Source organism: Micromonospora sp. NPDC003816, assembly GCF_042874705.1.
Classification (GTDB): Bacteria; Actinomycetota; Actinomycetes; order Mycobacteriales; family Micromonosporaceae; genus Micromonospora.
The window spans coordinates 141,398-166,112 of the sequence record NZ_JBIANP010000010.1 but is presented as its reverse complement, the minus strand read 5'-3'; the positions used below and the strand labels follow the sequence as shown (position 1 = coordinate 166,112).

At 72.4% G+C, this 24,715-nt stretch carries 24 protein-coding genes and 1 riboswitch; of the genes, 15 read left to right on the top strand and 9 right to left on the bottom strand.

What is annotated here, in order from left to right:
- Nucleotides 1-177: 177 nt before the first annotated feature.
- Nucleotides 178-726 (top strand): GNAT family N-acetyltransferase, encoded by a 549-nt coding sequence (locus ACFYTT_RS25810; protein ID WP_387262926.1) that lies wholly within the window; start codon nt 178-180, stop codon nt 724-726.
- 412 nt (nt 727-1,138) lie between these two features.
- Complete coding sequence (locus ACFYTT_RS25805) at nt 1,139-1,396, top strand: excalibur calcium-binding domain-containing protein (protein ID WP_176094404.1); 258 nt, start codon at nt 1,139-1,141, stop codon at nt 1,394-1,396.
- Between the two features lie 222 nt (nt 1,397-1,618).
- Here ACFYTT_RS25805 and ACFYTT_RS25800 read toward each other — a convergent pair whose 3' ends face one another.
- A complete protein-coding gene (locus ACFYTT_RS25800; protein ID WP_131054140.1) occupies nt 1,619-2,023 on the bottom strand; it encodes an MmcQ/YjbR family DNA-binding protein in 405 nt (134 codons plus the stop codon).
- Nucleotides 2,024-2,186: 163 nt separating this feature from the next.
- Here ACFYTT_RS25800 and ACFYTT_RS25795 point away from each other — a divergent pair, with 163 nt between their 5' ends.
- On the top strand, nt 2,187-2,447 hold the full coding sequence (locus tag ACFYTT_RS25795; RefSeq protein WP_131054141.1) for a hypothetical protein: 261 nt from the start codon (nt 2,187-2,189) through the stop codon (nt 2,445-2,447).
- 122 nt (nt 2,448-2,569) lie between these two features.
- The gene (locus ACFYTT_RS25790; protein WP_131054142.1) at nt 2,570-2,821 is read left to right on the top strand and encodes a hypothetical protein; all 252 of its coding nucleotides are present in this window, start codon (nt 2,570-2,572) and stop codon (nt 2,819-2,821) included.
- 50 nt (nt 2,822-2,871) lie between these two features.
- On the opposite strand, the gene ACFYTT_RS25785 is transcribed toward ACFYTT_RS25790, so the two are convergent.
- Nucleotides 2,872-4,308 (bottom strand): glycine hydroxymethyltransferase, encoded by a 1,437-nt coding sequence (locus tag ACFYTT_RS25785; protein ID WP_176094403.1) that lies wholly within the window; start codon nt 4,306-4,308, stop codon nt 2,872-2,874.
- Between the two features lie 18 nt (nt 4,309-4,326).
- A riboswitch (ZMP/ZTP riboswitch) is annotated at nt 4,327-4,416 on the bottom strand.
- Between the two features lie 108 nt (nt 4,417-4,524).
- Here ACFYTT_RS25785 and ACFYTT_RS25780 point away from each other — a divergent pair.
- Nucleotides 4,525-5,496 (top strand): DNA primase small subunit domain-containing protein, encoded by a 972-nt coding sequence (locus tag ACFYTT_RS25780; RefSeq protein WP_357217023.1) that lies wholly within the window; start codon nt 4,525-4,527, stop codon nt 5,494-5,496.
- A 7-nt stretch (nt 5,497-5,503) separates the two neighbouring features.
- On the opposite strand, the gene ACFYTT_RS25775 is transcribed toward ACFYTT_RS25780, so the two are convergent.
- Nucleotides 5,504-5,986 (bottom strand): Lrp/AsnC family transcriptional regulator, encoded by a 483-nt coding sequence (locus ACFYTT_RS25775; protein WP_176095884.1) that lies wholly within the window; start codon nt 5,984-5,986, stop codon nt 5,504-5,506.
- Between the two features lie 128 nt (nt 5,987-6,114).
- Between ACFYTT_RS25775 and pdhA the strand changes: the two genes are divergently transcribed.
- From pdhA to ACFYTT_RS25750, 5 genes are all read left to right on the top strand, one after another.
- A complete protein-coding gene (gene pdhA / locus ACFYTT_RS25770; RefSeq protein ID WP_176094401.1) occupies nt 6,115-7,278 on the top strand; it encodes a pyruvate dehydrogenase (acetyl-transferring) E1 component subunit alpha in 1,164 nt (387 codons plus the stop codon).
- On the top strand, nt 7,278-8,291 hold the full coding sequence (locus ACFYTT_RS25765) for an alpha-ketoacid dehydrogenase subunit beta (RefSeq protein WP_176094400.1): 1,014 nt from the start codon (nt 7,278-7,280) through the stop codon (nt 8,289-8,291). Before pdhA ends, ACFYTT_RS25765 begins: the two co-directional genes overlap by 1 nt.
- Before the next feature lie 76 nt (nt 8,292-8,367).
- On the top strand, nt 8,368-9,792 hold the full coding sequence (locus ACFYTT_RS25760) for a dihydrolipoamide acetyltransferase family protein (protein WP_387262919.1): 1,425 nt from the start codon (nt 8,368-8,370) through the stop codon (nt 9,790-9,792).
- 739 nt (nt 9,793-10,531) lie between these two features.
- Nucleotides 10,532-11,797 (top strand): Ig-like domain-containing protein, encoded by a 1,266-nt coding sequence (locus ACFYTT_RS25755; protein ID WP_131057442.1) that lies wholly within the window; start codon nt 10,532-10,534, stop codon nt 11,795-11,797.
- A 181-nt stretch (nt 11,798-11,978) separates the two neighbouring features.
- Nucleotides 11,979-12,329, top strand: coding sequence for an STAS domain-containing protein (locus ACFYTT_RS25750; protein ID WP_131057440.1), 351 nt, complete (start codon nt 11,979-11,981; stop codon nt 12,327-12,329).
- Nucleotides 12,330-12,431: 102 nt separating this feature from the next.
- Here ACFYTT_RS25750 and ACFYTT_RS25745 read toward each other — a convergent pair whose 3' ends face one another.
- The 3 genes from ACFYTT_RS25745 to ACFYTT_RS25735 all read right to left on the bottom strand — a co-directional run bounded on the left by ACFYTT_RS25745 (nt 12,432) and on the right by ACFYTT_RS25735 (nt 14,389).
- Entirely contained in the window at nt 12,432-12,812 is a 381-nt protein-coding gene (locus ACFYTT_RS25745) for an FKBP-type peptidyl-prolyl cis-trans isomerase (protein WP_176094397.1), read from the bottom strand.
- Nucleotides 12,813-12,977: 165 nt separating this feature from the next.
- On the bottom strand, nt 12,978-13,538 hold the full coding sequence (locus tag ACFYTT_RS25740; RefSeq protein WP_131056362.1) for a DoxX family membrane protein: 561 nt from the start codon (nt 13,536-13,538) through the stop codon (nt 12,978-12,980).
- Nucleotides 13,539-13,615: 77 nt separating this feature from the next.
- Entirely contained in the window at nt 13,616-14,389 is a 774-nt protein-coding gene (locus tag ACFYTT_RS25735; protein ID WP_387262914.1) for a helical backbone metal receptor, read from the bottom strand.
- Nucleotides 14,390-14,467: 78 nt separating this feature from the next.
- Between ACFYTT_RS25735 and ACFYTT_RS25730 the strand changes: the two genes are divergently transcribed.
- Both ACFYTT_RS25730 and ACFYTT_RS25725 read left to right on the top strand, forming a co-directional pair.
- The gene (locus ACFYTT_RS25730) at nt 14,468-15,376 is read left to right on the top strand and encodes a hypothetical protein (protein ID WP_387262912.1); all 909 of its coding nucleotides are present in this window, start codon (nt 14,468-14,470) and stop codon (nt 15,374-15,376) included.
- A 265-nt stretch (nt 15,377-15,641) separates the two neighbouring features.
- On the top strand, nt 15,642-16,919 hold the full coding sequence (locus tag ACFYTT_RS25725) for a hypothetical protein (protein ID WP_176094395.1): 1,278 nt from the start codon (nt 15,642-15,644) through the stop codon (nt 16,917-16,919).
- Between the two features lie 72 nt (nt 16,920-16,991).
- On the opposite strand, the gene ACFYTT_RS25720 is transcribed toward ACFYTT_RS25725, so the two are convergent.
- On the bottom strand, nt 16,992-17,336 hold the full coding sequence (locus ACFYTT_RS25720) for an Lsr2 family protein (RefSeq protein ID WP_131056354.1): 345 nt from the start codon (nt 17,334-17,336) through the stop codon (nt 16,992-16,994).
- Between the two features lie 266 nt (nt 17,337-17,602).
- On the opposite strand from ACFYTT_RS25720, the gene lon reads away from it, so the two are divergent.
- A complete protein-coding gene (gene lon / locus ACFYTT_RS25715) occupies nt 17,603-19,939 on the top strand; it encodes an endopeptidase La (protein ID WP_387262909.1) in 2,337 nt (778 codons plus the stop codon).
- Between the two features lie 185 nt (nt 19,940-20,124).
- Here the strand turns inward: lon and ACFYTT_RS25710 are convergent, their stop codons facing one another.
- Nucleotides 20,125-21,822: a DEAD/DEAH box helicase gene (locus ACFYTT_RS25710; RefSeq protein ID WP_131055802.1), complete on the bottom strand. Its 1,698-nt coding sequence runs from the start codon at nt 21,820-21,822 to the stop codon at nt 20,125-20,127.
- Between the two features lie 105 nt (nt 21,823-21,927).
- A complete protein-coding gene (locus ACFYTT_RS25705; RefSeq protein ID WP_387262906.1) occupies nt 21,928-22,815 on the bottom strand; it encodes a hypothetical protein in 888 nt (295 codons plus the stop codon).
- A 133-nt stretch (nt 22,816-22,948) separates the two neighbouring features.
- On the opposite strand from ACFYTT_RS25705, the gene ACFYTT_RS25700 reads away from it, so the two are divergent.
- Together ACFYTT_RS25700 and ACFYTT_RS25695 are read left to right on the top strand one after the other, a co-directional pair.
- On the top strand, nt 22,949-24,106 hold the full coding sequence (locus ACFYTT_RS25700; protein ID WP_387262903.1) for a sensor histidine kinase: 1,158 nt from the start codon (nt 22,949-22,951) through the stop codon (nt 24,104-24,106).
- The gene (locus ACFYTT_RS25695) at nt 24,103-24,708 is read left to right on the top strand and encodes a response regulator (RefSeq protein WP_387262900.1); all 606 of its coding nucleotides are present in this window, start codon (nt 24,103-24,105) and stop codon (nt 24,706-24,708) included. The genes ACFYTT_RS25700 and ACFYTT_RS25695 overlap by 4 nt, the downstream gene beginning before the upstream one ends.
- Nucleotides 24,709-24,715: the final 7 nt, after the last annotated feature.

Sequence of the window (24,715 nt, the reverse complement as noted above, 5' to 3'; positions counted from 1 at the left end):
GGCCGGGGGGCTGGCGGGGCGCCCCGCCGCGGGCGGGGCCCCCCCCGGCGCACGGCGCCCCGCCCCCCCGCCGCCCCCCGGGCGGCGGGGGGCCCCGGGCCCCCGGGCCCCCCCCGTCGACCGGTCAGCGCGGCGGGTCCCGGGCGGCTAGAGTCCGACCTCGTGCATCCTCCCGAGGTGAGCGTCGCGAGCCCGGCGGACCGGACGCCGGTGGTCGACGCCCTGGTGGCCGCGTTCCGCACGGATCCCGTGGTGCGCTTCTTCTTCCCCGACGACGAGACCTACCCTCGGTCGGCCGCCGTCCTCTTCGGACACCTCTTCGACAAGCAGGTCGTCAAGGGCACCGTCTGGACGGTCGAGCAGGGTGCCGCGACCGCCATCTGGGAGCCGCCGGTGGCCGGCACGGCCGTCCTCGACGACGGCCGCCGCCCGGCCCTGCCCGACGACGTGCTGCGCCGGGTGCACGCCTACGACCAGGCGCTGCGTGCCGTCCTGCCCCACCATCCGCACTGGTACCTGGGCATCTTCGGCACCCACCCGGCCCATGCTGGCCGCCGGTTGGGGCGTGCCGCGATGAGTGCCGGGCTGCGGCGGGCCGCCGATGCGGGGCTCCCCGCCGTGCTGGAGACCGGCAACCCGGTCAACGTGGAGATCTACCGGCGTGCCGGCTGGGAGTTGGTCGACACGCTGACCGACCCGATCCCGGTCTGGGTGATGCGACGGTAACCCGGGCCCACCCGCTTCACCCGGGCCCACCCGCTTCACCCGGGCCCACCCGGGCCCTCAGCAGGCCCATGCTCCCGCCTCCATCGCAAGATCACGCTCGATCCGGGATCGAGTGGTCATCGTCGCGTTCGGATACCACTCGATCCGGGATCGAGCGTGATCTTCGGTAGGCGGGCGCTTCTCCGGCTGCCGGTGGGAGATCTGTGCCGGTGACCAGCTCGGTGTCATCCGAGCTGTCAGACCTTGGGTGGCGTTGTGTCGAAGGTGCTGCCTGGACGGTGATCGAAGTGCCGCCGTAAGCCCCTGCCGGACGAGTCGGATGGAGGGCGCTGTGCCGATTCATGTGACGGTAGCGTGCCTTCTCCACCCACTATCCGATATGGAGGACGGATTGGTTTCCAGACTGGTCCGGATGGCACTCGTCGTCACCTTGGCACTGGCCGGGGGTGCCGTGGCCGTGGTGTCACCCGCGCAGGCTGCCCCAACGAAGTTCAAGAACTGCACCGCCCTGAACAAGAAGTACCGGCATGGCGTCGGCAAGAAGGGCGCGCGGGACAAGGTTCGCGGCAGGACGAAGCCGGTCACGAACTTCAAGGTTTCGACGGCGATCTACAAGGCGAACACGAAACTCGACCGTGACAAGGACGGCGTCGCCTGCGAGAAGCGATAGCGCCAGGCCGCCGACCGGCACACTCCAGACTCACCACCGGTGATGCCGGTCTGCGACCTCGCCGATCATGGAGTTAGGGCCTTGACTTAAGCCGCTAATCGTGGCATTTCGCCTACCACAACTCCATGATCGGCGGGGACGGGCGGGGCCAGCGGGGACGGGCGGGGGCCGGCGGGGACGGGCGGGGCCAGCGGGGACGGGCGGGGGCCGGCGGGGACGGAGTCAGGCGTCGGGCGGTGCCGTCGTGGCGCGGTGGGCGGCGGCGAGGCGCTTCGGCGCGCGGGCGAACCACGCCTCCGTGATGATCTCGGTCAGTTCGGCCCCGTCGATCCGGTCCAGCCGCACCAGCACCGCCGGGTAGCCGTCGAGGTGCGGCGTCGTCAGGTAGACGGCCGGGTCGTCCGCGAGCAGTGCCTCCTTGACGCCGAGGTCGGCGACCCGGACGCCGAGGATCGGGCCGGTCGGCGCGGACGGTCCGAGCGCGTCGAGGTCGGCTCGGCGCAGCGGGCGCTCCCACACGAACGACTTGTCCCGTACGGTCCAGGCGGGCAGACCGTCGTAGGAGGGACGCTCACCGGTCTCCGGCAGGCTCAACGCGATCCGACGCACGTCATCCCAACTCGCCACCGCCCGACCATACGCCCCGGCCGGGATCGACGGTGGGCACGCGCCGGTCGCGCCCGGCGTGTCGGAGGCCATTGCCCGGGTTCTTCCCGGCAGCGACACACCGCGTTCGTCGGAAAGCGAACGGTGACCTTCGCCGTATCGTGCTCCTGCGTGGACGGTCATAATGGGCGGCATGGTTGCCTGGGAGTACGCCCTGCTGGTCCGCCGTTACCAGGGACAGGGCCGCAATTTCCATGTGTCGTTCGTCTGGTACGGCCCGGACGGATCGCGTAAGGACGTCACCGCGTACGGCGACACCGCCGTGGCGCACCTCAACCGGTACGGCCGGGAAGGCTGGGAACTGGTCACCGCCGCCGAGGACGTCAACAACGTCCAGGGCAGCACCGAGGTGCACCGATACCACCTCAAGCGTCCACTGAACTGAGCCCACTCCACCGTCGGTCGACCACCGCCCGGGAACGCGTTGACGGCGCGTCCCGGGCGTCGTCACGCTTGTCGACAGATGTCGATGCATGCGCGTCGGCCGGTCTGTTGCAGGGGGTAACCATGCGCAAACGCAGGATCCTGGCGCCGCTGGCGGCGCTCGCCACGGTGGGCGCGGCTCTGGTGGTCGGTGCGGCACCGGCTCAGGCTGATCCGCCCGGCGGCACGCTGCGCGGGGTGTACTACAGCTACGACTTCTGCCGCTCGTACGGCTTCACCGGCGCCGCCGAGGGACGATGGGACTGGTGGTACTGCGAGCAGAGCTACGCCCCGCAGAGCGCCCAGTGGTTCCTCTGGACGTTCGACTACTCCTGATCGTCCCGGTGCGCGTCGGGCCGGTGCACCGGCCCGACGCGCCTGCGTCGTCAGCCCAGGTCGACGTTCGGGTACAGCGGGAATCCGGCCAGCAACTCGCCGGCCTGCCGGCTGACCTTGTCCGCCAGCGCCGGGTCCAGCACGTACTTGGCCTTGGAGGCGGTGCCGTCCGGGTTCGCCCCGGCGCTGGTCTGGCTGAGCACCGTGTGGATCAGCTCGGCGGTGCCGTCCATCTCGGCCGTGCCCAGCCCGCGCGTGGTCAACGCGGGCGTGCCGATCCGGATGCCGGAGGTGTACCAGGCGCCGTTGGCGTCCTGCGGCACCGCGTTGCGGTTGGTCACGATGCCCGAGTCCAGCAGCGCCTGCTCGGCCTGCCGGCCGGTCAGCCCGTAGCCGGTGACGTCGATGAGCACCAGGTGGTTGTCGGTGCCGCCGGTGACCAGCGTGGCGCCCCGACGCAGCAGCCCGTCGGCCAGCGCCTGGGCGTTGTCGACGATCCGCTGGGCGTAGTCGGCGAAGTCGGGGCGGCGCGCCTCGGCCAGCGCGACCGCCTTGGCCGCCATCACGTGCGGCAGCGGCCCGCCGAGCACCATCGGGCAGCCCCGGTCCACCTGGTCGGCCAGCTCCGGGCCGCAGAGCACCATGCCGCCGCGCGGGCCGCGCAGTGACTTGTGCGTGGTGGTGGTGACGATGTGCGCGTGCGGCACCGGGTCGAAGTCGCCGGTGAAGACCTTGCCGGCGACCAGACCGGCGAAGTGGGCCATGTCCACCATGAAGGTGGCGCCGACCGAGTCGGCGATCTCCCGCATGATCCGGAAGTTCACCTTGCGCGGGTACGCCGAGTAGCCGGCGACCAGCACCAGCGGCCGGAACTCGCGGGCCGCCTCGGCGACCCGGTCGTAGTCGACCAGCCCGGTGGCCGGGTCGGTGCCGTAGCTGCGCTGGTCGAACATCTTGCCGGAGATGTTCGGCCGGAAGCCGTGGGTGAGGTGGCCGCCGGCGTCCAGCGACATGCCGAGCATCCGCTGGTCGCCCAGCTCCCGGCGGAGCGCGAACCAGTCCTGCTCGGTGAGGTCGTTGACGTGCCGGGCCTGCGCCCGCTTGAGCGCGGGGGACTCCACCCGGTCGGCCAGGATCGCCCAGAACGCCACCAGGTTGGCGTCGATGCCCGAGTGCGGCTGCACGTACGCGTGCGACGCGCCGAACAGCTCCCGGGCGTGCTCGGCGGCGAGCGCCTCGACCGTGTCGACGTTCTGGCAGCCGGCGTAGAACCGGCGCCCCACCGTGCCCTCGGCGTACTTGTCGCTGAACCAGTTGCCCATCGCCAGCAGGGTGGCCGGCGAGGCGTAGTTCTCGCTGGCGATCAGCTTGAGCGACTCGCGCTGGTCGACCAGTTCCGCCCCGATGGCGTCGGCCACCCGGGGCTCGACGGCGCGGATGACCTCCAGCGCGCTGCGGAAAGCGGCGGATTCGGCGTTCGGCGGCATGCGACCTCCTGGTGACGTGCGGAAGGCCCAGGCGCTCGGCGTGCGTCCTCATGACGGGGCCGCTTCCCGATGGTGCTCCATCTCGACGCGCCAGTCACGGCCCCCGCCGATCCTAGCGGGTGGGCTCTCCGGCCCCGCGCACACCGGGTCGGACCCGCCCCGACCGGCCCCGCGAGGTCGCCACCGCGCCGGCCGTACGCGTCGTACGCTCGGCAGATGGCGACCTCGGCCGAGGAGATCCAGGTGGGGCGGCGGACGGTGCGCGTCTCCAGCCCGGACAAGCCGTACTTCCCGGAGCGCGGGCTGACCAAGCTCGACGTGGTGCGCTACTTCCTTGCCGTCGGCGACGGCATCCTGCGCGCGCTCAAGGACCGGCCGACCATGCTCGAACGCTGGCCGCGCGGCGTGTTCGAGGGGGCGACGATCGCCACCCGGCAGGACAACCGGGGCGACGCCTTCTATCAGAAGCGCGTGCCGGCGGGCGCGCCCGACTGGGTGGGCACCGCCCACATCACGTTCCCCAGCGGGCGCAGCGCCGACGAGGTCGCGCCGGGGGAACTGGCGGTGGTGATCTGGGCGGTCAACCTGGGCACGCTGCGGTTCCACCCGTGGCCGGTGAACCGGGCCGACGTCGAGCGGCCGGACCAGCTCCGGATCGACCTGGACCCGCTGCCCGGGGTGGGGTTCGACCAGGTCGTCCCGGTGGCGCACGAGGTGCGTGGCTTCCTCGACGAGCTGGGCCTGGCCGGGTTTCCGAAGACCACCGGCGGGCGCGGCCTGCACGTGTACGTCCCGATCGAGCCCCGGTGGAGCTTCGGCGACTGCCGTCGGGCGGTGCTGGCGCTCGGCGGCGAGATGCGGCGGCGCCGGCCGGACCTGGTCACCACCACCTGGTGGCGTGACCAGCGGGACCGACCGGTCTTCGTCGACTACAACCAGATGGCCCGGGACCACACGATGACCTCGGCGTACTCGATCCGGCCGACGCCTGCGGCGCTGGTCTCCGCCCCGCTGGACTGGGCCGAGCTGGACGACGTACGGCCGGAGGACTTCGACGTGACCACCATGCCCGCCCGGTTCGCGGAGCGGGGCGACCCGCACGCCGGTCTGGACGGGCCACGGTTCTCGCTGGACCCGCTGCTGGAGCTGGCCGACCGGGAGGGGCTGGCCGCGCCGCCGGAACGCTGAGCGGCGGTCAGGCCCACGGGCTGCGGACGCCGTCGTACTCCTCGAAGACCAGCCAGCTCCGGGTGGACAGCACCCCGGAGATGCGCTGGACCCGGTCCAGCACCACGTCCCGCAGGGTGGCGTTGTCCGGTGCCCGGACCAGGGCGAGTACGTCGTGTTCGCCGCTGAGCAGCGCCACGTGCTCGACGTAGCGCACCCGGGCCAGCTCCGCCGACACCTCCCGCCAGGTGTTCTGCTGGATGGTCAGGGCGATGTACGCCGAGGTGCCCAACCCGGCCGGCTCCGGCGCGACCCGGGCGGCGAACCCGGTGACCACCCCGTCGCGCAGCAGTCGCTCCATGCGCGCGTACGCGTTGGTGCGGGACACGTGCACCCGCTCGGCGAGCGTCCGGACGGAGATCCGCCCGTCCCGGGTCAGTTCGTCCAGGATCCGTCGGTCCACCTCGTCCAACCCTGGTGCCGTTCGTCCCGTGCCACCCCGCAGGGGCACTGTGTCAGCGGTCTCCTGGCTCACCCGAGCCTCCCATCAGTGCCATACATCCCGCCTTCACCGGCCATCTTGAGTCAATCATCCGACCAAAGGAGCATAGGTCCACCACACGTCCAGGAGGTTCCGCCGTGACGACCACCCCTCAGGCGGCCCGCAGGGCAACCCCGCGGAAGCGCCGGTCGGCCACCCCGACCGCGCCCGACCCGGCCGCCGCCCTGCTTCCCCAGGCCGATCCGGTCCGGCTGCTCAATCCGGACGGCACCCTGCTGCCGTCCCGGGCCGACTATCCCGAGCCACCCGTGGCGACACTGCGCGAGATGTACCGCCGGATGGTCGTCGGCCGCCGGTTCGACGCGCAGGCCACCGCACTGACCAAGCAGGGCCGCCTCGCGGTCTACCCGTCCTCGCGAGGGCAGGAGGCGTGCCAGGTCGGCGGGGTCCTCGCGCTGCGCGAGGACGACTGGGTCTTCCCGACCTACCGCGAGTCGATGGCGCTGACCGCGCGGGGCATCGACCCGGTCGAGGTCCTCACCCTGCTGCGCGGCGACTGGCACTGCGGGTACGACCCGGCCGTGCGCCGCACCGCGCCGCAGTGCACCCCGCTCGCCACCCAGTGCGTGCACGCCGCCGGCCTGGCCTACGGCGAGACCTACCAGGGGCGGGACACGGTGGCACTGGTCTACGTCGGTGACGGCGCGACCAGCGAGGGCGACTTCCACGAGGGGGTCAACTTCGCCGCCGTGTTCAAGGCCCCGGTGGTCTACTTCGTGCAGAACAACCGGTACGCGATCAGCGTGCCGCTGTCCCGCCAGACCGCCGCCCCGTCACTGGCCTACAAGGGCGTCGGGTACGGCGTGCCGAGCGAGCAGGTCGACGGCAACGACCCGGTGGCCGTGCTCGCCGTGCTGGAGAAGGCGGTGGCGCACGCCCGCGCCGGCAAGGGGCCGTTCCTGGTCGAGGCGCACACCTACCGGATGGAGCCGCACACCAACGCCGACGACGCGACGCGCTACCGCGACGCCGACGAGGTGGAGGCGTGGCGGGACCGCGACCCGGTGGCCCGGCTGGAGGCGTACCTGCGCTCCCGTGAGGCCCTCGACGACGACGCCGTCGCCGCCGTCGCGCAGGAGGCCGAGGAGTACGCGGCGGGGCTGCGCGAGCGGATGAACGCCGAACCCACCGTCGACCCGCTCACCCTCTTCGACCACGTCTACGCGCAGCCCACCCCGCAGCTCGTCGAACAGCGCGACCAGGTCCGCGCCGAGCTCGCCGCGCAGGAGGAGGACGCCTGATGGCCACCATGACCATGGCGAAGGCGCTCAACGCGGCGCTCGCCGACGCGCTGCTGGAGGACGATCGGGTCGTCGTCTTCGGCGAGGACGTCGGGCAACTCGGTGGCGTCTTCCGGATCACCGACGGACTACAGGCCCGCTTCGGCGACAAGCGCTGCTTCGACACCCCGCTGGCCGAGGCCGGCATCGTCGGCTTCGCGGTCGGACTGGCGATGTCCGGGCTGCGTCCGGTGGTGGAGATGCAGTTCGACGCGTTCGCGTACCCGGCGTTCGAGCAGATCGCCTCGCACGTGGCGAAGCTGCGCAACCGCACCCGGGGCGCGCTGAGCGTGCCGATGGTGATCCGTGTGCCGTACGCGGGTGGCATCGGCGGCGTGGAGCACCACTGCGACTCGTCCGAGGCGTACTACGCGCACACCCCGGGCCTGAAGGTGGTCACCCCGGCGACCGTCGACGACGCGTACTCGCTGCTGCGGGAGGCGATCGACGACCCCGACCCGGTGGTGTTCATGGAGCCGAAGAAGCTCTACTTCACCAGCGCCGAGGCGGACCTGCCGACGCGGACCGCTCCGTTCGGCCGGGCGGTGGTCCGTCGGCCCGGCCGGGACGCCACCCTGGTCGCGTACGGGCCGGCGGTGCCGGTCGCGCTGGAGGCAGCCGAGGCCGCCCGCGAGGAGGGCTGGGACCTGGAGGTCGTCGACGTACGCACCATCGTGCCGTTCGACGACGCCACGATCGCCGACTCGGTCCGGCGTACCGGCCGCTGCGTGGTGGTGCAGGAGGCACAGGGTTTCGCCGGAGTCGGCGCGGAGATCGCCGCCCGGGTGCAGGAACGCTGCTTCCACGCGCTGCACGCGCCGGTGCTGCGGGTCTCCGGGCTGGACATCCCGTACCCGGCGCCGATGCTGGAGCACACCCACCTGCCCTCGGTCGACCGGGTGCTGGACGCGGTGGCCCGCCTCCAGTGGGACGACCAGCCGGACTCCCGCTGGCTCGCCGAGGTGCCGGCATGAGCGAGCGGAGCGAGCGAGTCATCGGGTGCGGTGCGGTGGAGTCTCATGGCGGCACGCAGCGGAGCGGAGTGCCGGCATGAGCGAGCAAGTCTTCTTCCTTCCTGACCTCGGTGAGGGGCTCGCCGAGGCGGAGATCGTGCAGTGGCGGGTCGCGGTGGGTGACGTGGTCACCGTGGACCAGAGCGTGGTCGAGGTGGAGACCGCCAAGGCGGTCGTGGACGTGCCCTGCCCGTACGCCGGCCGGGTGGTGGCCCTGCACGGCGCGGAGGGCGAGGTGCGTCCGGTCGGCCAGCCGTTGATCACGGTGGCCGCGCCGGTCACCGACGGTGCCGCCGGCGCGACCGAGCCCGCCGGGCACGCGGTCTACCGCGAGGAGGAGCGGGCCGGCTCGGGCAACGTGCTGATCGGGTACGGCACCGGGCACGGTGCCACCCGCCGCCGTCGGCGTCCCCGCCTCGCCCCGACCGCGCCGGTCACCGCCCCGAGCCTTGCTCCGGCCGCGCCGACCCCGTCGGCGGTCGGCGCGGATCCGTCCGCGACGCCGGCACTGGTCATCTCGCCGATCGTGCGGCGGCTGGCCCGTGCGCACGGCGTCGACCTGGCCACCCTGCGGGGCACCGGACCCGGCGGAGTGGTCCGCCGCGCCGACGTGGAGGCGGCGGCCGACGCGTACGCGACGGACCGTTCGGTCACGGGTACGCCCGCGCCGGGCCTTACGACGCGGGGCCTTCCGCCCGCGACCGGCCCCGCGACGCCGGACCTGCCGGCCGGGACCCCGGCGCATGTCGGACTCGCTCCGGCCGACCAACGGGACCAGGTGATCCCGTTGACCGGCATCCGCCGGGTGATCGCCGACAAGCTCTCCCGCAGCCGGCGGGAGATCCCGGAGGTGACCATCTGGGTCGACGTGGACGCCACCGGGCTGCTGGGTACCCGGGCCGCGATCAACGCCGCCCGACCGGACCAGCCGGTGAGCATCCTGGCGCTGCTGGCCCGGATCTGCCTGTCCGGGCTACGCCGGTACCCGCAGCTCAACGCCCGGGTGGACACCGAGGGGCAGCGGATCGTCCAGTCCGCCGCCGTGCATCTGGGCATCGCCGCCCAGACCGATCGTGGCCTGCTGGTGCCGGTGCTGCGCGACGCCGACCGGCTCACCACCGCCGAGCTGGCCGCCGAGCTGGCCGCGACCACCACCGCGGCGCGGGCGGGTGAGCTGCCACCGGCCCGGCTCACCGGGGGCACGTTCACGCTCAACAACTACGGGGTGTTCGGTGTCGACGGTTCCACCCCGATCATCAACCACCCGGAGGCGGCGCTGCTCGGAGTGGGCCGCATCGTGGACAAGCCCTGGGTGGTGGAGGGAGAGCTGGCGGTGCGCAAGGTGACGCAGCTCAGCCTCACCTTCGACCACCGGGTCTGCGACGGGGGAGTCGCCGGTGGCTTCCTGCGGCACGTCGCCGACTGCGTCGAGCAACCGGCCCTGCTGATCGCCGCCGTCTGAGCCCCGTCCGCCCCCGCCCCGCCCGGCCTGCGCCCCCGGCCCGCGCCGCCCGCCCCTCAGGCGTCGATCATGGAGTTGTGTACAGTGCATAACGGCATATAGAGGTCGAATATCCGGCCACAACTCCATGATCGGCGCGGACGGGAACCAGACGTCCATGATCGGCGTGGGCGTGGACAACTTCACCTCCTGCTGGCCGTAAGGTCGCCATGCGGTCGATGCCTGTCCTGTCCGACCGTCCAGGTGTCTCGCAGCTCGCAGCTCTCTGGCCGACCACCGACCACACGCACGAAGAGTCGCGCCCGAGCACGCGCGGCGCCCCCAAGGCCGCTTCCCAAGATCGCCCCTTTGATCAAGGAGTTTTGGTCTGGGTGGGCGGCGGATTCGGACCAAAACTCCTTGATCAACCATGTTCCGGCGTGGGCGTGGGCGTGGGCGTGGGCGTGGGCGTGGGTAGGTCGGGGCGGGGGCTCGGCGGCTGAAGGGACGCCGGGTCCACGGGTGGCCGTAGGCCCGAGACCGGGCGAAGCGTCGTGGACCGGCGGGTGCGCGGACAATGGACGCAGGTCGCCGACTAACGGTCGGGATATCACGGTCGGGCATTTCCCGGCCTGGTCCGGCGTAATAGCGCAAAAATGTCCACCCGGTATTGGCGCGCGGTTTCGCAGAATTGCTGAGTCGATGGTGGGTAGACGGCGAGAATGTGGCGGAGGGCGAGAAATAAACGGGGGGACGCATCATGAACCTGAGGGGGCGATTGGCGCTGTTGACGGTGGCCGTCGCAGCGGCGCCGCTGGCGCTGGGCGCGTGCACGGGTGATCGGAGGACCGCCGGACCCGGTGAGGGTCGGCAGGCGGCTCCGGAACTCGCCGTGACGCCCGCCGAGGGCGCGCGGGACGTGCCGATCAGCGGGGAGATCGGCACCGTGGTCAAGCACGGGCGGGTCACCGATGTGCGGATCACCGACGACAAGGGCGGAAAGGTCGAGGCCGAGCCGCGCGAGGACGGCACCGGGTGGGTGCCGGCCGAGGTGTTGCAGCCCAAGCGGACCTACACCGCCGAGGTCACGGTGACCGGCGAGAAGGGGCAGACGGTCACTCGGAAGACGACCTTCACGACGCAACCGAAATCGTCCAAACCGGCGATCACCAGTACGCTCTATTTCGCCGGTAATCGGACGTACGGCACGGCCATGCCGGTAACCGTCGCGTTCGACCCGCCCATTCCGAAAGAAGCCAGGGCGGATGTGCAACGTCGTTTGTTCGTGAAGACCGATCCGCCGCAGCCGGGCACCTGGTCCTGGGTGTCCGACGGTAGTCAGGTCTATTATCGGGCGCCCGATTTCTGGCGACCCGGCACGTCCATCAACGTTCGTGCCGCGCTGGAGGGTCTGCCGATCGGCAAGGAGAACGTCGGCGACGCCGACCGGCGGGCCACGTCGAAGATCGGCCGGCAGACGGCGTTGGAGATCGACAACGCGACCAAGCAGATGTCGGTGATCCGGGACGGGAAGCTGCTGCGCAAGCTCCCGGTCAGCCTCGGCAAGCCGAGCACCCCGACCTCCAGCGGCAAAATGGTGATCATGGAGAAGCACGACTTCACCACGTTCGACACCACGGGCTCGGCCGACCCGTACGTCGTCGACGTCGAGGACGCGCAGCGGCTGACCTGGGGCGGCGAGTTCATCCACGGTGCGCCCTGGTCGGAAGGGGATCAGGGGTACACCAACGTGTCGCACGGGTGCACCAACCTCTCCGCGGCCAACGCCGACTGGCTGATGGGCGTCACCCAGGTCGGTGACCTGGTCACCGTCAAGGGCACCGAGGTCGAACTCGGCGAGGGCAACGGCTGGACGGCGTGGAACGTCGACTGGGACCGGTTCGCCGAGGGCAGTGCGCTGCCCGTACCCGCCGGGCTGAAGCCGGCACCGACCGCGTCGGCGGACCCGGGCGCGGTGGCCGGCGGTGGCTCGCCGGAGCCGCAGCCCTCGGCGAGCGGCGGGTGACACACCGACGTCGGGCGCCGGGTCGTCACCGGCCCGGTGTTCCCGTCGTGGGCGGGCGGAGGGTGGTGCCCGGGATCGTCCCTAGGGTGGATGCACCGGGCCTGCGGGTCATGCCCTGGGCTTACCCGGAACCGCCTTTACGCAGGGTGTGAGTGTCGGTGGTGGGGGATAGGTTCTTCTCATGCCAGAGCGCGAGGAGCGGTTCCACGTGGAGACCACGGTCTTCGACGACGCGGTGTGCGTCCGCGTGGTCGGTGCCGTCGACATCGCCACCGTCGCGGCGTTCCGCGCGGCCCTCTGGGCTGCACCGGCCCGGCCGGAGCTGCGGGTGGATCTCTCCGAGGTGCGGGTGCTCTCCGCCGCCGGGGTGCGCACGCTGATCGCGGCCCGGCTCTGGGTGCGCGCCCAGGGCGGCCAACTGGTGCTGACGGACCCGCCGCCGGTGGTGGAGCGGGTGCTGCGTGCCACCGGCCTGCGCCGGGTCATCCCGGTCGTCGGTTCGTGCTCCGAGCGGGTGCTGGCCGGCGTGTGACGCCGCGACGGCGGGTTCGCCCGCCGGGGCGTGCGGTGGTCGGCGTCCGACGCCGACCGCGCGTCCGGCGCCGGGTACGGGGGCCGGCGCCGGACGCGGCGCTCAGCGGACGCCGAGCAGGTCGACCACGAAGACCAGGGTCTCGTTGGGCTTGATGACGCCACCGGCGCCCTGGCTGCCGTAGCCCAGGTGCGGCGGGATGGTCAGCTTGCGCCGCCCACCGACCCGCATCCCGACCACGCCCTGGTCCCAGCCGGCGATGACCCGGCCACCGCCGAGCGGGAACTCGAAGGCGTCCCCCCGGTTCCAGGAGGCGTCGAACTCGGCGCCGGTGGAGTGCGAGACCCCGACGTAGTGGACGCGGGCACGCTGGCCGGGCTGGGCCTCGGGGCCGTCGCCCACGGTGATGTCCTCGATCACGAGGTCGGCGGGCGGGGCACCCTCGATCGGACCGATCTCGGGCTTGCTCGCTGCCTGGTTCATGCGGATTCTCCTGTGACGTCGGTTCTGGTCAGCACAATCCTGCCGGATGCTACGCCAGCGGTGCCCGTCGCACGCGCCACGACGGCCCGGGAGCACCCGGGCCGTCGTGGCGGCGGGCGGCACCCGCAGGGGTGACGCCCGCCGTGTGGGGAGGGAGGTGACAGGTCAGCGGAGCCAGGCGAAGCGCTGGACGATCGGCAGCCGGGCCCAGGTGCGGCCGAGGCCCCAGGTGTCACCGGCGTTGGTCACCGCGAGCAGCGCCAGCACCCCGGCGTAGACCAGGTGGTCGTCCATGAAGGGGTTGTTCGCGGGCAGCAGGGCCGCAGTCCACATCATCACCAGTAGCAGGCCACCGGCGACGGCGGCGACGCGCACCCCGATGCCGAGGATCAGGGCGGTGCCGATCGCGGCCAGACCGATCATGAACAGCCAGTCGGCCCAGACCGCCCCGGCCATGCTCTGGTAGAAGCCCTCGAACGGACCGGTGACGCCGAAGCTGAGGAAGCCCTTGGTGGGGCTGCCGCCGTTGATCCAGGCGTTCTCGCCCTCGGTGGCGAACCCCAGGCCGAACAGCTTGTCCACGAACGCCCAGAGGAAGATCCAGCCGAGTGCCAGCCGCAGCCCGGCGAGCAGGTGGCGGGTGACCCGCCTCCGGTCGACCTGCTCCCGAACGGTCTCGGCGCCCGGGGTCCTGGCGGCGGTGTTCCGCTCGGTCATCGCGGTCATGATGTCCACGTCCCTTCTCTGCTTCGCACCGCTGTCCCGGTGACACCTCCATTGGACGCCGGTGGGACCGGGTGCGGTCAGGGCCGACCGGGCCCGGACCGGACGGGACCTTCGACCCCTTCCGGCCCGGGCCGTCGGACCGGGTCCGCCAGTTGAGCGGCCAGCACCGACGGGGCCTCGGCCAGCGACGGGCCGTACCAGGTCAGGTGCCGACCGGAGAGCAGAGCACACGGTACGTCCGGAAATGCCTCCGGCCCGTCGTCGGCGGTGAACCGGTACGGCTCGTCCGGCAGCACCACCAGGTCGGGTCCGGTGGCGCGCAGTTCGTCCAGGGACGGTCGCGGATACCGTTCCGGCTGTCCGGCGTAGAGGTTGGTCACGCCCAGCCGGCGGAGCACGTCACCGGCGAAGGTGTCGGCGCCGAGCACCACCCAGGGGCGCCGCCAGACCGGCACCACCGCACGGTGCCGCACCGACGGAGCCGGAAGGTCGGCCCAGGCCCGCCGCGCCGCCGTCAACCACTCGGGTTCCCCCGACGCGCCCAGGTCACGCAGCAGGTCGGCGAGCTCGGTCAGGGCGGCGTCCACGGTGCGTGGGTAGGTGACCCGGACCGGCACCCCGGCGGCGGACAGCGCCTCGGCGTCCTCGCGCCGGTTCTCCTCGACGTTGAGCAGCACCAGGTCCGGCCGCAACGCGCGCACCCGGTCCAGGTCGGGGTACTTGCTGCCGCCCACCCGGGGCACGTCCAGATCGGCCGGAGCGGTGCACCAGTCGGTGGCTCCGACCAGCAGACCCGGCAGGGTCACCGCCACCGCCTCGGTCAGCGAGGGCACCAGGGACACCACCCGCATCCGTCCACCTCCTCGGCTCGGGCGCGGTCGGTCACCGTCGTGGCGGTCATCGCGGGCCCACCGGGGGAGCCGCCCGGCATGATCGTCATCCTAGACTCGGTCGGTCGGCGGCAGGATTGGGTGGATACGACGATGACCGGTGGCGACGCGTGGCTGTCGACGGTTCCGGCCGGTGGGCGTACGCCTGTGCTGGCCCGCGCGGGACAACGGGTGCACGCCGCCCCGCGTCTGGGTGACGTGATCCGGCGCCGGCCGCCGGGACTCACCGGCAGCCAGTGGAACACCGCCGCGCGGGTGGTGCTCGACCACGTGGTCTGCGCGGACGACACCGGCCTGCCGCAGTTCGCCGTCGAGTTCCGGGAGCCCGCGCCGGACGCCGCCGCCCGGCGGGTGGACCGGATCGTCGAGGCGGTCACCGCCAGCGTCGGCCTGCCGCTGCTGCGGATCGGCTCGGTCACCCTGCGCGCCGCCGACCACGGTCCGGGCATCGTCGGCTACGTGATCGACGCCCGCCGGTACGCCGACGGCGCCGCCGGGTCGGACGTACCCGCCGTCGGGTTCCGCGACATCGTCGGCCGGCTGCCGGACGGGCGCACCGGCGCGGTCAACGACCTCGGCGCGCTCGCCCGGGCCGAGGCGGTCGAGGCGTACGTGTCGCGGCGACTGGCGGATCCGATCCTGCGCGGGTTGCACGTGCGCTGGGCCGACGGCCCGGTCGAGGGGTGGAGCTGGGTCGAGGTGCGGCCCGGCGCGTTCCTGGTGGAGCGAGTCATTCTGCGGACGCACCGATTCTCCTGTGGTGTCGATCCCGCACGACTGGCCGAGGATCTGTCCGCGCTCGCTGTCGGTGAGCGTCTGCGCACCCTGGAGAACGAAAGTCCCGCCGTGGTGGATCGCACCGATCTGCTCGACGACATCCGGCGACTCGGGCAGCGCCGCGACGAACTCGTGGACGGTTTCGCCTACGACCATCTGCACCAGGTCTGACCTGCCCAGGAGCCGTACGGCCCGGGTCGTCGAAAAAAAGTCCACCTTCTTTTGAACTCCCGCCACGGCGGGGCCGTACCTCACCGGGAATGGACAGGATCTCCCAACCCGCGCCGGGGGCGCGGGAGGCGGTGCGGAAAGGGCATCGTCGTCTGTCGACGTACCACCGGTGCGTTCGAACGGCCTCCGTCGAACGCGCCACCACGATTCCGTTCGGTCCGTCGAGTCACGCGTCAGGTACCGGATCGAGAAGGAGAGCAATTCGATGCGCAGGTCCACCCGGTCACGCAGACCCTCAGGTAACACGCGGACCAAACGACTTCTGGCCGTTGGTGCCACGCTCGCCGTCTTCGGTGGCGTCGTTGCCGTTACCCAGATCTCGTCGGCCGGTGACCGACGGCCGAACAAGCAGCAGACCCGCCCGATCTCGGCCGAGTGTGTGGAGCCCAGCCCGGGTGCGACCGCGCCGACCGCCCGTGGCGCCACCACCACCCGTACCTTCCAGAACGGCCGGTGGGTGACCAACCACTGGGGTGACGGGCAGCAGTCCGTGGAGGAGTGCCAGGAGACCCGCAGCGGCAACGGTGGCGCGACCCCCGCCGGTTCCTTCGCCGTGGCCTGTCCCGACGTGGTGAGCCGCCTGCCGCAGGTGCCCGACCGGGCCCGCGCCGAGGTGGACCGCAACCTGGCCCTGCTCCAGACCCAGATCACCGAGGCCGACCAGCGCCTGGCCGCCGAGGGCAACAAGGGCCAGGCGTTCATCCGCAACGCGATCCTCGACCCGCTGGCCAGCAAGCGGCGGGCCACGCTCGACCGGATCACCATCTCCATCGACCGCTTCGGCCCCCGGCCGCGTGGCCTCGCCGGTCTGGCCGCCTGCCAGGTGCAGCCGGTGAACAACAACAACGGTGGGAACAACGGCGGCAACAACCCCAACAACGGTGGGAACAACGGCGGGGGCAACAACAACGGCGGCAACAACGGCGGAGGCAACAACGGCCTCGACGTGCTGGCCAACAACTGCAACAACAGCCAGCTCCAGCCGCACGACGGCTTCCAGAACGGCAACCGCTGCATCAGCACCGCCTTCGGTGAGGTCGGCTCCGCCGCGAACAACCCGTCGCTGCTGATCACCGAGTTCCCGCAGCAGATCAACCGCAACGAGGGCTTCGCCCTGCGGGTCAGCACCCGCAACCTGGTCCGGGACCGCTTCCTCCCGGCCGGTCAGGGTGGCTACTACCTGGAGAGCTCGCTGCTCAACGGTGAGGGCCTGACCCGTGGCCACTTCCACACCGCCTGCCGGATGCTGAACAACACGAACGAGGCGCCGGCGGCGGATCCGGTACCGGCCTTCTTCGTGGCCACCGAGGACGGCGGCGGCGGTAGCCAGCCGGACAGCGTGGTCATCCAGATCCCGGGCCTGCCCGAGTCCGGTACCGCACAGTGCGCGGTCTGGGCCGGCGACGGCTCGCACCGTATCCCGATGTCGGAGCGGGCCAACCAGACCCCCGCCTTCGACGCGGTGCGGATCCAGGTCAACTGACCCGGAACAACACGCGGGCCGTCCGGAACCAGGTTCCGGACGGCCCGCGTCGTTGTGGGGCGACGCCGCTGTTCAGCGGTTCTTGTACGCCTCGACGACCTCGACCGGGATACGACCCCGCTCGGAAATCTTGTAGCCGTTGCCGACCGCCCATTCCCGGATCGCGCGGTTCTGCTCGCGGTTCATTCCGGGTGCCGCCGCGGTGACGCGACGCGGTCCGCGACCGGTGTCGGCGCTGCCGCGTCCGAGCCGTCGGCCCGCATTGATAAACGGATCCAGCGCCTTACGCAGGACTCCCGCGTTCTCGTCGGAGACGTCGATGGTGTAGCTCACGCCATCCAGGCTGAACTCGACCGTGCGATCGGCCTTTCCGCCGTCGAGGTCGTCAGTCAGCACCGTGATTACTTTTCTCGCCATCGTCGATTACTCCCTGTGTCTGGCGGGGTGTGGTCAAAGTTTGACTCATCGCCCCGCAATTGCGCAACAAAAGCCCCTGTCCGCCGCGTCTCGCGTTTTGCGCCGCGCGTAAATCCCGATTACCCGGTGTTCCCGTCGTCGGTACGGATGTGTCGGTGCCGCACCCGATCGCGGCCGGTTCGTGTGCTGGGTCACACCGTGGAACAACGCCGACCCGCGTCGACTTGAGTCAGACACGCTCAACTCAATGCGATAGCAGGTGTTCGATGGCAACTCTTCCGGTACTTCCACTGACCGACGCGGTACTGCTGCCCGGCATGGTCATCCCGGTGACCCTCGACCCGACCACCCAGGCCGCGGTCGACGCGGCCCGCGCCACCGGCGACCGCAGGCTGCTCGCCGTGCCCCGCCTCGACGGCGAGTACGGCTCCGTCGGCGCGATCGCCACCATCGAGAAGGTGGGTCGGCTGCCCAGCGGTGAGCCTGCCGCCGTCGTCCGCGGCCTCGCCCGCGCCCGCATCGGCTCCGGGGTGCCCGGACCCGGCGCGGCGCTCTGGGTCGAGGCGACCGAGATCGACGAACCCACCCCCGCCGGCAAGGCACGGGAACTGGCCCGCGAGTACCGCGCCCTGGTGACCTCCGTGCTCCAGCAGCGCGGCGCATGGCAGGTCATCGACGCGGTGGAGCGGATGACCGACCTCTCCGAACTGGCCGACTCGGCCGGCTACGCGCCCTGGCTCACCCTGGCGCAGAAGACCGAACTGCTCGCCGCGCCGGACGTCACCGCCCGGCTGGAACTGCTCGTCGGCTGGGTCAAGGAACACCTCGCCGAGCAGGAGGTCACCGAGCAGATCAACTCCGACGTCCGCGAGGGGCTGGAGAAGTCGCAGCGGGAGTTCCTGCTGCGCCAGCAGCTCGCCGCGATCCGCAAGGAACTCGGCGAGGACGCCCCGGACGGCTCCGCCGACTACCGGTCCCGTGTCGAGGCCGCCGACCTGCCCGAGAAGGTACGCGAGGCGGCACTGCGCGAGGTCGGCAAGCTGGAGCGGGCCAGTGACGCCTCCCCGGAGGCGGGCTGGATCCGTACCTGGCTCGACACGGTGCTGGAGATGCCGTGGAGCACGCGTACCGAGGACAACACCGACCTGGCCGCGGCGCGGGCCGTGCTCGACGCCGACCACGCCGGCCTGGCCGACGTCAAGGACCGCATCCTGGAGTACCTGGCGGTGCGCAACCGCCGGGCCGACCGCAACCTCGGTGTGGTCGGCGGGCGCGGCTCCGGCGCGGTGCTCGCCCTGACGGGCCCGCCCGGCGTCGGCAAGACCAGCCTCGGCGAGTCCGTCGCCCGGGCGCTCGGGCGCAGATTCGTCCGGGTCTCCCTCGGCGGCGTACGCGACGAGGCCGAGATCCGGGGCCACCGGCGCACCTACGTCGGCGCGCTGCCCGGCCGGATCGTGCGGGCCCTGCGCGAGGCCGGCTCGATGAACCCGGTGGTGCTGCTCGACGAGGTCGACAAACTCTCCGTCGGGTACGCCGGTGACCCGGCCGCCGCCCTGCTGGAGGTGCTCGACCCGGCCCAGAACCACACCTTCCGGGACCACTACCTGGAAGTCGACCTCGACCTGTCCGACGTGCTCTTCCTCGCCACGGCCAACGTGGTGGAGGCCATCCCCGGCCCGCTGCTGGACCGGATGGAACTGGTCACCCTGGACGGCTACACCGAGGACGAGAAGGTGGCCATCGCCCGGGACCATTTGCTGCCCCGGCAGCGGGAACGGGCCGGGCTGACCGCCGACGAGGTCGACCTCGACGCCCCGGCACTGGCCCGCATCGCGGGGGAGTACACCCGGGAGGCCGGCGTACGGCAACTGGAGCGGGCCCTGGCGAAGGTCATGCGGAAGGTCGCGGTGGCCCTCACCGACGAACCGACGCCGGTCCGCGTCGGCGCCGACGACCTGACCCGCTACCTCGGCCGGCCCAAGCACACGCCGGAGTCGGCGGAGCGGACGGCGGTGCCCGGCGTGGCCACCGGCCTGGCGGTCACCGGTGCCGGCGGCGACGTGCTGTTCATCGAGGCCACCAGCATGGAGGGTGAGCCGGGCCTGACCCTGACCGGCCAACTCGGCGACGTGATGAAGGAGTCGGCGCACATCGCCCTCTCCTACCTGCGCGCCAACGGCCGCCGGCTCGGCCTGGACCCGAACGCCCTCGCCGGACGGCGGATCCACCTGCACGTCCCGGCGGGTGCGGTGCCCAAGGACGGCCCCAGCGCCGGCATCACCATGGTCACCGCGCTGGCGTCGCTGGCCAGCGGCCGGCCGGTACGCCCCGAGTTCGGGATGACCGGCGAGGTGACACTCTCCGGCCGGGTGCTGCCCATCGGCGGGGTGAAGCAGAAGCTGCTGGCCGCGCACCGGGCCGGTCTGACCGAGGTGATCATTCCGGCCCGGAACGAGCCGGACCTCGACGACCTGCCCACCGAGGTCCGCGAGGCGCTGACCGTACACCCGCTCGCCGATGTCGCCGACGTGCTCGCCCTGGCGCTGCGCCCGGCCGAGATCGACCCGGCCTCGCTGGGCGGCCAGAGCCTCACCGCCGCCTGACGGATGCAAGGAAGGGCACCTTATTAACGCCTGAGGTAGAGCAGGGGTCCCCTGTTAACCCGAGGCACCATCGACTGGCGTCATCCCGTGCGGGGTGGCGCCAGTCGCTGCATGTCGGGGCATGCCGTGGTGAGAAGGGCTCCCTGCTATACCGCAGGCGTTAACAGGGGGCCCTTCCTTACACGTCAGCGGCTGTCGTCGCGGTCTCGGCGTACGGTGGCCTTACGGCCCTTGATGGTGCTGCCGCGCAGCCCGGCGATCACCTCGTCGGCCACCCCGTTGGGCACCTCGACAAGCGAGAACCGGTCGGCGATCTCGATCGAGCCGATGTCCCGACCACGGATGCCGGTCTCTCCGGTGATCGCGCCGACCAGGTCCTGCGGCCGGACTCCGGCGCGCCGGCCCAGCCCGATGAAGACCTGGGTGGTGCCGCCGGTGCGGGGCCGTGCCGGTCGGCGGTCGCCCCGGTTGTCCTGGCCGGGCCGGGCGTCCCGGGTGGGACGGACCGCCACCTGCGGGATCTCCTCCTCGGCCTCGTCGGAGCCGGGCAGCGTCGCCTCGTGGGACAGCTTCACCGCGGCGAGCGCCACCTCCATCAGGTCGAACTCGTCGCTGAGCGTCTCCACGATGACCCGGAACGGCTCCAGGTCGTCCTCCAGCAGGCTCTCCCGCAGCGCCGCCTGGGTCAGCTCCAGCCGGCGGGTACGCAGGTCGGCGACGGTCGGGATCTTGTCGATCGTGATCCGTTGGCCGGTGACCCGCTCGATGGTCTTGAGCATCCGGTGTTCCCGGGGCTCGGCCAGGGTGATCGCCACGCCCTCCCGGCCGGCGCGACCGACCCGGCCGATGCGGTGCACGTACGACTCGGGAGCCGACGGCACGTCGTAGTTGACCACGTGGCTGAGCTGTTCGACGTCGAGTCCCCGCGCGGCGACGTCGGTGGCGACCAGCAGGTCGGCGGTGCCGGAGCGCAGCCGACCCATCACCCGGTCCCGCTGCTCCTGGCTCATCCCGCCGTGCAGGGCCTCGGCCCGGTAGCCGCGTCCGTTCATCGTCTCGGTGAGCCGGTCGACCTCCTCCCGGCTGCGGCAGAAGACGATCGCCGCGGTGGGCGACTCGACGTCCAGCACCCGGCCCAGCGCCGCAGGCTTGTGCGCCCGCGCCACCAGGTACGCGCTCTGGCGTACCCGGGGTGCCGCGCCGGCCACCGGCTGCTCGCGGGCGATGAGGATGCGGACCGGGTCGGTGAGGTGCGCCTGGGCCATGCCCTCGATGCGCGACGGCATCGTCGCCGAGAAGAGGACCGTCTGGCGTTGCGCGGGCGCGTGCTCCAGGATCGCCTCGATGTCCTCGGCGAAGCCCATGTCCAGCATCTCGTCGGCCTCGTCGAGGACGACGGTGATCAGGTTGCCGAGCCGTAGCGTGCCCCGGGCGATGTGGTCCAGCGCCCGTCCGGGGGTGGCCACGACCACGTCCACGCCGAGGTCCAGCGCCCGCAGTTGGCGGCCGATCGGCTGCCCGCCGTAGATCGGCAGCACTCGGGCCCCGAGGTCCTTGCCGTACCGGTGGAACGCCTCGGACACCTGCACCGCGAGTTCCCGGGTGGGCACCAGCACCAACGCCAGGGGATCACCGCCGGGCCGGTCGTCCGGCATTCGTTGCAACAGTGGCAGCGCGAACGCGGCCGTCTTGCCCGTACCCGTGGCTGCCTGCCCGAGCAGGTCACGGCCGGTCAGCAGGGTGGGGATCGCCTCCCGCTGGATCGGCGTCGGCTCCTCGTAGCCGAGCGCGGCGAGCGCGGCGAGCAGTTCGGGTCGCAGGCCGAGATCGGTGAAGGCGGGCGGATCCATGGTCGCGTCGGGCGGTACGGGCGTGGAACTCATGGGTCAAGTTTTTCATCACGCCCTCCCGGCCGCTGCGGCGACCACCGGTAACACGCGGCCACGGCCCGCCGCCGGGTGGCGGCGGGCCGTGGCGCAGCCGGTCGGTCAGGTGGTGACCAGCGCCAGGATGATGGTGATCCCGAGGACAGCGTCGATCACGCCGCACCACTGGGCGTAGGCGCGGGGCACCACCTTGCCGGTGCGGTGATGGATCACGTCCCAGCCCGCGTGGGCCAACCATCCGAACGCCACCAGCCACTGTCCGGCCGGGCCACCCAGGAGAAGGGCGAGCAGGGCCAGGCCCGACCAGCCGGCCAGGCCGGCGAGCTGGAGGCGGAGGGCACCCGGTACGCCCCACTGCCGGCGCACGGTGCCGATGATCAGGTATCCGGCCGGCAGGACCAGCAGCGTGTACGCGGCCAGCGGTACGGGTGAGCTCCAGTTGTCGGCGGTCATCAGCAGCGCCAGCCCGGCCGGCCAGCGCTGCGCCACCGCCCGTGCCCACGGGTGTCGCGGCGCGGCGCGGTTCGGGTGGTGCACGGCGTACTCGGCCCGACGCCGCAGCACCGCCGCCACCATCGCCGGCACCATCAGCACGTGCGTGCCCATCATCAGGGCGTCGCCGTCGAGCAACCCGGCCCGGTACGGCACCAGCAGCACCAGCACGGGCACGTACATGGCCAGGACCATCTCGCCGACGGCCGGGCCGGAATGCCGCCGGTACCACATCCAGACCGCCATGCCGATGCTCATGTCGGTGGCCATCAGCAGCGACGCGACGCCGGGGGTGGCCGGAGCCAGCCCGAGCAGCCCGCCCAGGGTGGCGCGGGCGGCACCGAGCGCCAGCATGCCGGCCACCATGGCCAGCGCCATCTCCATCAGATGCCGGGCCAGCGGCGACAGGCGCGAGTGGCGAACCGGCGCGGCCGTCGGCCCGTGGATCGTCGGGGTGGACGGGGTCGGTCCGCCGGGTGCGGCGAGGGCGTCGGTCATGACGTCGATCGTCGTGGCGAACGACGTCGGCGACAATCCGCGTTCCGTCCCCGGTCGGCCGGGCACGATGCCCGGTCGGACCGGGCGGAACGGGGGCTCCGCCGGTGGGGTGGCGGGTTCTACCCTGACCGGCGTGGGGACGGACGGGACGGTGCCGGGCGGCGGGCGGACCCTACGCCGTGCCCGGACGGCGACGATGGTCTCCCTCGCCGCCGGCATGGCCGCCACCTTGTTCCTGCCGGCGGTCGGCCTCGCACGGGAGCCGGATCCGTGGCGGGTGGCCTCCGGCGTCCTCGCCATCGGCGCGCTCGCGCTGGTCCTGGCGGGCGCGGTGGGCGCGGCACTGACCACCGGGTGGTCCGCCGCGCGGCGCCGACGGCTGCGGATCGGGTACGCCGCCGTCGCGGTGCTCGGTGTGCCGCTGGCCGCACCGGTCGCCGTCGGCGACTGGCCCACCTGGGCCTGGCTCGGCGCGGCGACGGTCGGCGGGGTGCCGTTGCTGGCCCCGCTGCGGGCGACCCTTCCGGCCACCGTGGCGGCGATGGTGGTCGCCGGGGCGGTGGCGCAGGTGACCGGCGCGTCGATCGGGCCGGCGCTGCTGGTCGTCGGCACCGCCGGTCCCAGCGTCGCGGTGGTGAACGGCTTCCAGGTGTGGTTCTGGCGGCTGCTGGTGCAGGCGGAGCGGGGGCGGGCGGCCCAGGCCCGGCTGGCCGCCGCCCAGGAGCGGTTGCGTTTCGCGGCGGACGTGCACGACCTGCTCGGGCACCACCTGACCGTGATCACGCTGAAAGCCGAGCTGGCCGCCCGGCTGGCAGCCGCCGACCCGTCGCGGGCGGCCCGGGAGGCGGGCGAGGCGCAGCGGCTCGCGGCCACCGCGCTGACCGAACTACGCCGGACGGTGCACGGCTACCGCCGGGTCGACCTCGGCGAGCAGGTGACGGCGGTCGCGCAGGTGCTGCGCTCGTCCGGCGTACGGTGCACCGTCGTGCCGCCCGACGGTGAGCTGTCGCCGGAGACGGCCACCCAGCTCGCGGCGGTGCTCCGCGAGGCCGGCACCAACGTGCTGCGACACAGCCGGGCCGCCTGGTGCCGGATCGAGATCACCCAGCGGGAGGACGAGGTGCGGATGACCGTGACGAACGACGGGGCGACCGAGACGGGGACGGCGGACCGGCACAGTCACGGCCTGCGCGGACTGGCCGACCGGCTCGCCGCTGCCGGTGGACGGCTCCGCGTCGACCGGGCCGACGACGTGTTCACCGTCGAGGCGACCGTACCGGCCGTCGCATGATCCGGGTCCTGCTCGCCGACGACGAGGAACTGATCCGTGCCGCCCTGGCCGCCCTGCTGGAGCTGGAGGCGGACCTGACGGTCGTCGCGCAGGCGGCCGACGGGCCGGCGGCGGTCACCGCCGCCCTGGCCCACCGACCCGACGTGGCCGTGGTCGACCTGGCCATGCCCGGCCAGGACGGCTTCGCAGTCGCGGCCGAGCTGGCCCGGGTGCTGCCGGAGTGCGCGGTGGTCATCCTCACCGGGCAGGGACGCCCGCCACACCTGGCCCGCGCGCTTTCCGCGGGAGCGCGCGGCTTCCTGCCCAAGGGCGCGCCGGGCGGGGCCCTCGCCGACGTGATCCGCCGGTTGCACGCCGGTGGCCGGTACGTCGACCCGGCGCTGGCGGCCGACGCGCTGAGCATCCCGCCGTGCCCGCTGACCCCGCGCGAACTGGAGACGCTGCGGTTGGCCGAGGACGGATCATCGGTCGCGGCGATCGCCCGCCGCGCCCATCTCTCCAGCGGCACCGTCCGCAACTATCTCGCGCTCGCGGTGCAGAAGCTGGGTGTGGACAACCGGGCCGAGGCCGTTCGCGTCGCTCGTGATTGCGGTTGGTGGTGAGCGCCGT

Bases quoted from the DNA above. Each gene is read 5' to 3' on its own strand.
- ACFYTT_RS25760 (WP_387262919.1), top strand. From the start codon at position 8,368: ATGAGCGAGCAAGTCTTCTTCCTTCCTGACCTCGGTGAGGGGCTCGCC.
- ACFYTT_RS25710 (WP_131055802.1), bottom strand. From the start codon at position 21,822: ATGAGTTCCACGCCCGTACCGCCCGACGCGACCATGGATCCGCCCGCC.
- ACFYTT_RS25725 (WP_176094395.1), top strand. From the start codon at position 15,642: ATGCGCAGGTCCACCCGGTCACGCAGACCCTCAGGTAACACGCGGACC.
- ACFYTT_RS25740 (WP_131056362.1), bottom strand. From the start codon at position 13,538: ATGACCGCGATGACCGAGCGGAACACCGCCGCCAGGACCCCGGGCGCC.
- ACFYTT_RS25805 (WP_176094404.1), top strand. From the start codon at position 1,139: ATGGCACTCGTCGTCACCTTGGCACTGGCCGGGGGTGCCGTGGCCGTG.
- ACFYTT_RS25735 (WP_387262914.1), bottom strand. From the start codon at position 14,389: ATGCGGGTGGTGTCCCTGGTGCCCTCGCTGACCGAGGCGGTGGCGGTG.
- ACFYTT_RS25705 (WP_387262906.1), bottom strand. From the start codon at position 22,815: ATGACCGACGCCCTCGCCGCACCCGGCGGACCGACCCCGTCCACCCCG.
- ACFYTT_RS25720 (WP_131056354.1), bottom strand. From the start codon at position 17,336: ATGGCGAGAAAAGTAATCACGGTGCTGACTGACGACCTCGACGGCGGA.
- ACFYTT_RS25785 (WP_176094403.1), bottom strand. From the start codon at position 4,308: ATGCCGCCGAACGCCGAATCCGCCGCTTTCCGCAGCGCGCTGGAGGTC.
- ACFYTT_RS25755 (WP_131057442.1), top strand. From the start codon at position 10,532: ATGAACCTGAGGGGGCGATTGGCGCTGTTGACGGTGGCCGTCGCAGCG.
- ACFYTT_RS25795 (WP_131054141.1), top strand. From the start codon at position 2,187: ATGGGCGGCATGGTTGCCTGGGAGTACGCCCTGCTGGTCCGCCGTTAC.
- ACFYTT_RS25780 (WP_357217023.1), top strand. From the start codon at position 4,525: ATGGCGACCTCGGCCGAGGAGATCCAGGTGGGGCGGCGGACGGTGCGC.
- ACFYTT_RS25765 (WP_176094400.1), top strand. From the start codon at position 7,278: ATGGCCACCATGACCATGGCGAAGGCGCTCAACGCGGCGCTCGCCGAC.
- lon (WP_387262909.1), top strand. From the start codon at position 17,603: ATGGCAACTCTTCCGGTACTTCCACTGACCGACGCGGTACTGCTGCCC.
- ACFYTT_RS25750 (WP_131057440.1), top strand. From the start codon at position 11,979: ATGCCAGAGCGCGAGGAGCGGTTCCACGTGGAGACCACGGTCTTCGAC.
- ACFYTT_RS25730 (WP_387262912.1), top strand. From the start codon at position 14,468: ATGATCGTCATCCTAGACTCGGTCGGTCGGCGGCAGGATTGGGTGGAT.
- ACFYTT_RS25790 (WP_131054142.1), top strand. From the start codon at position 2,570: ATGCGCAAACGCAGGATCCTGGCGCCGCTGGCGGCGCTCGCCACGGTG.
- ACFYTT_RS25745 (WP_176094397.1), bottom strand. From the start codon at position 12,812: ATGAACCAGGCAGCGAGCAAGCCCGAGATCGGTCCGATCGAGGGTGCC.
- ACFYTT_RS25695 (WP_387262900.1), top strand. From the start codon at position 24,103: ATGATCCGGGTCCTGCTCGCCGACGACGAGGAACTGATCCGTGCCGCC.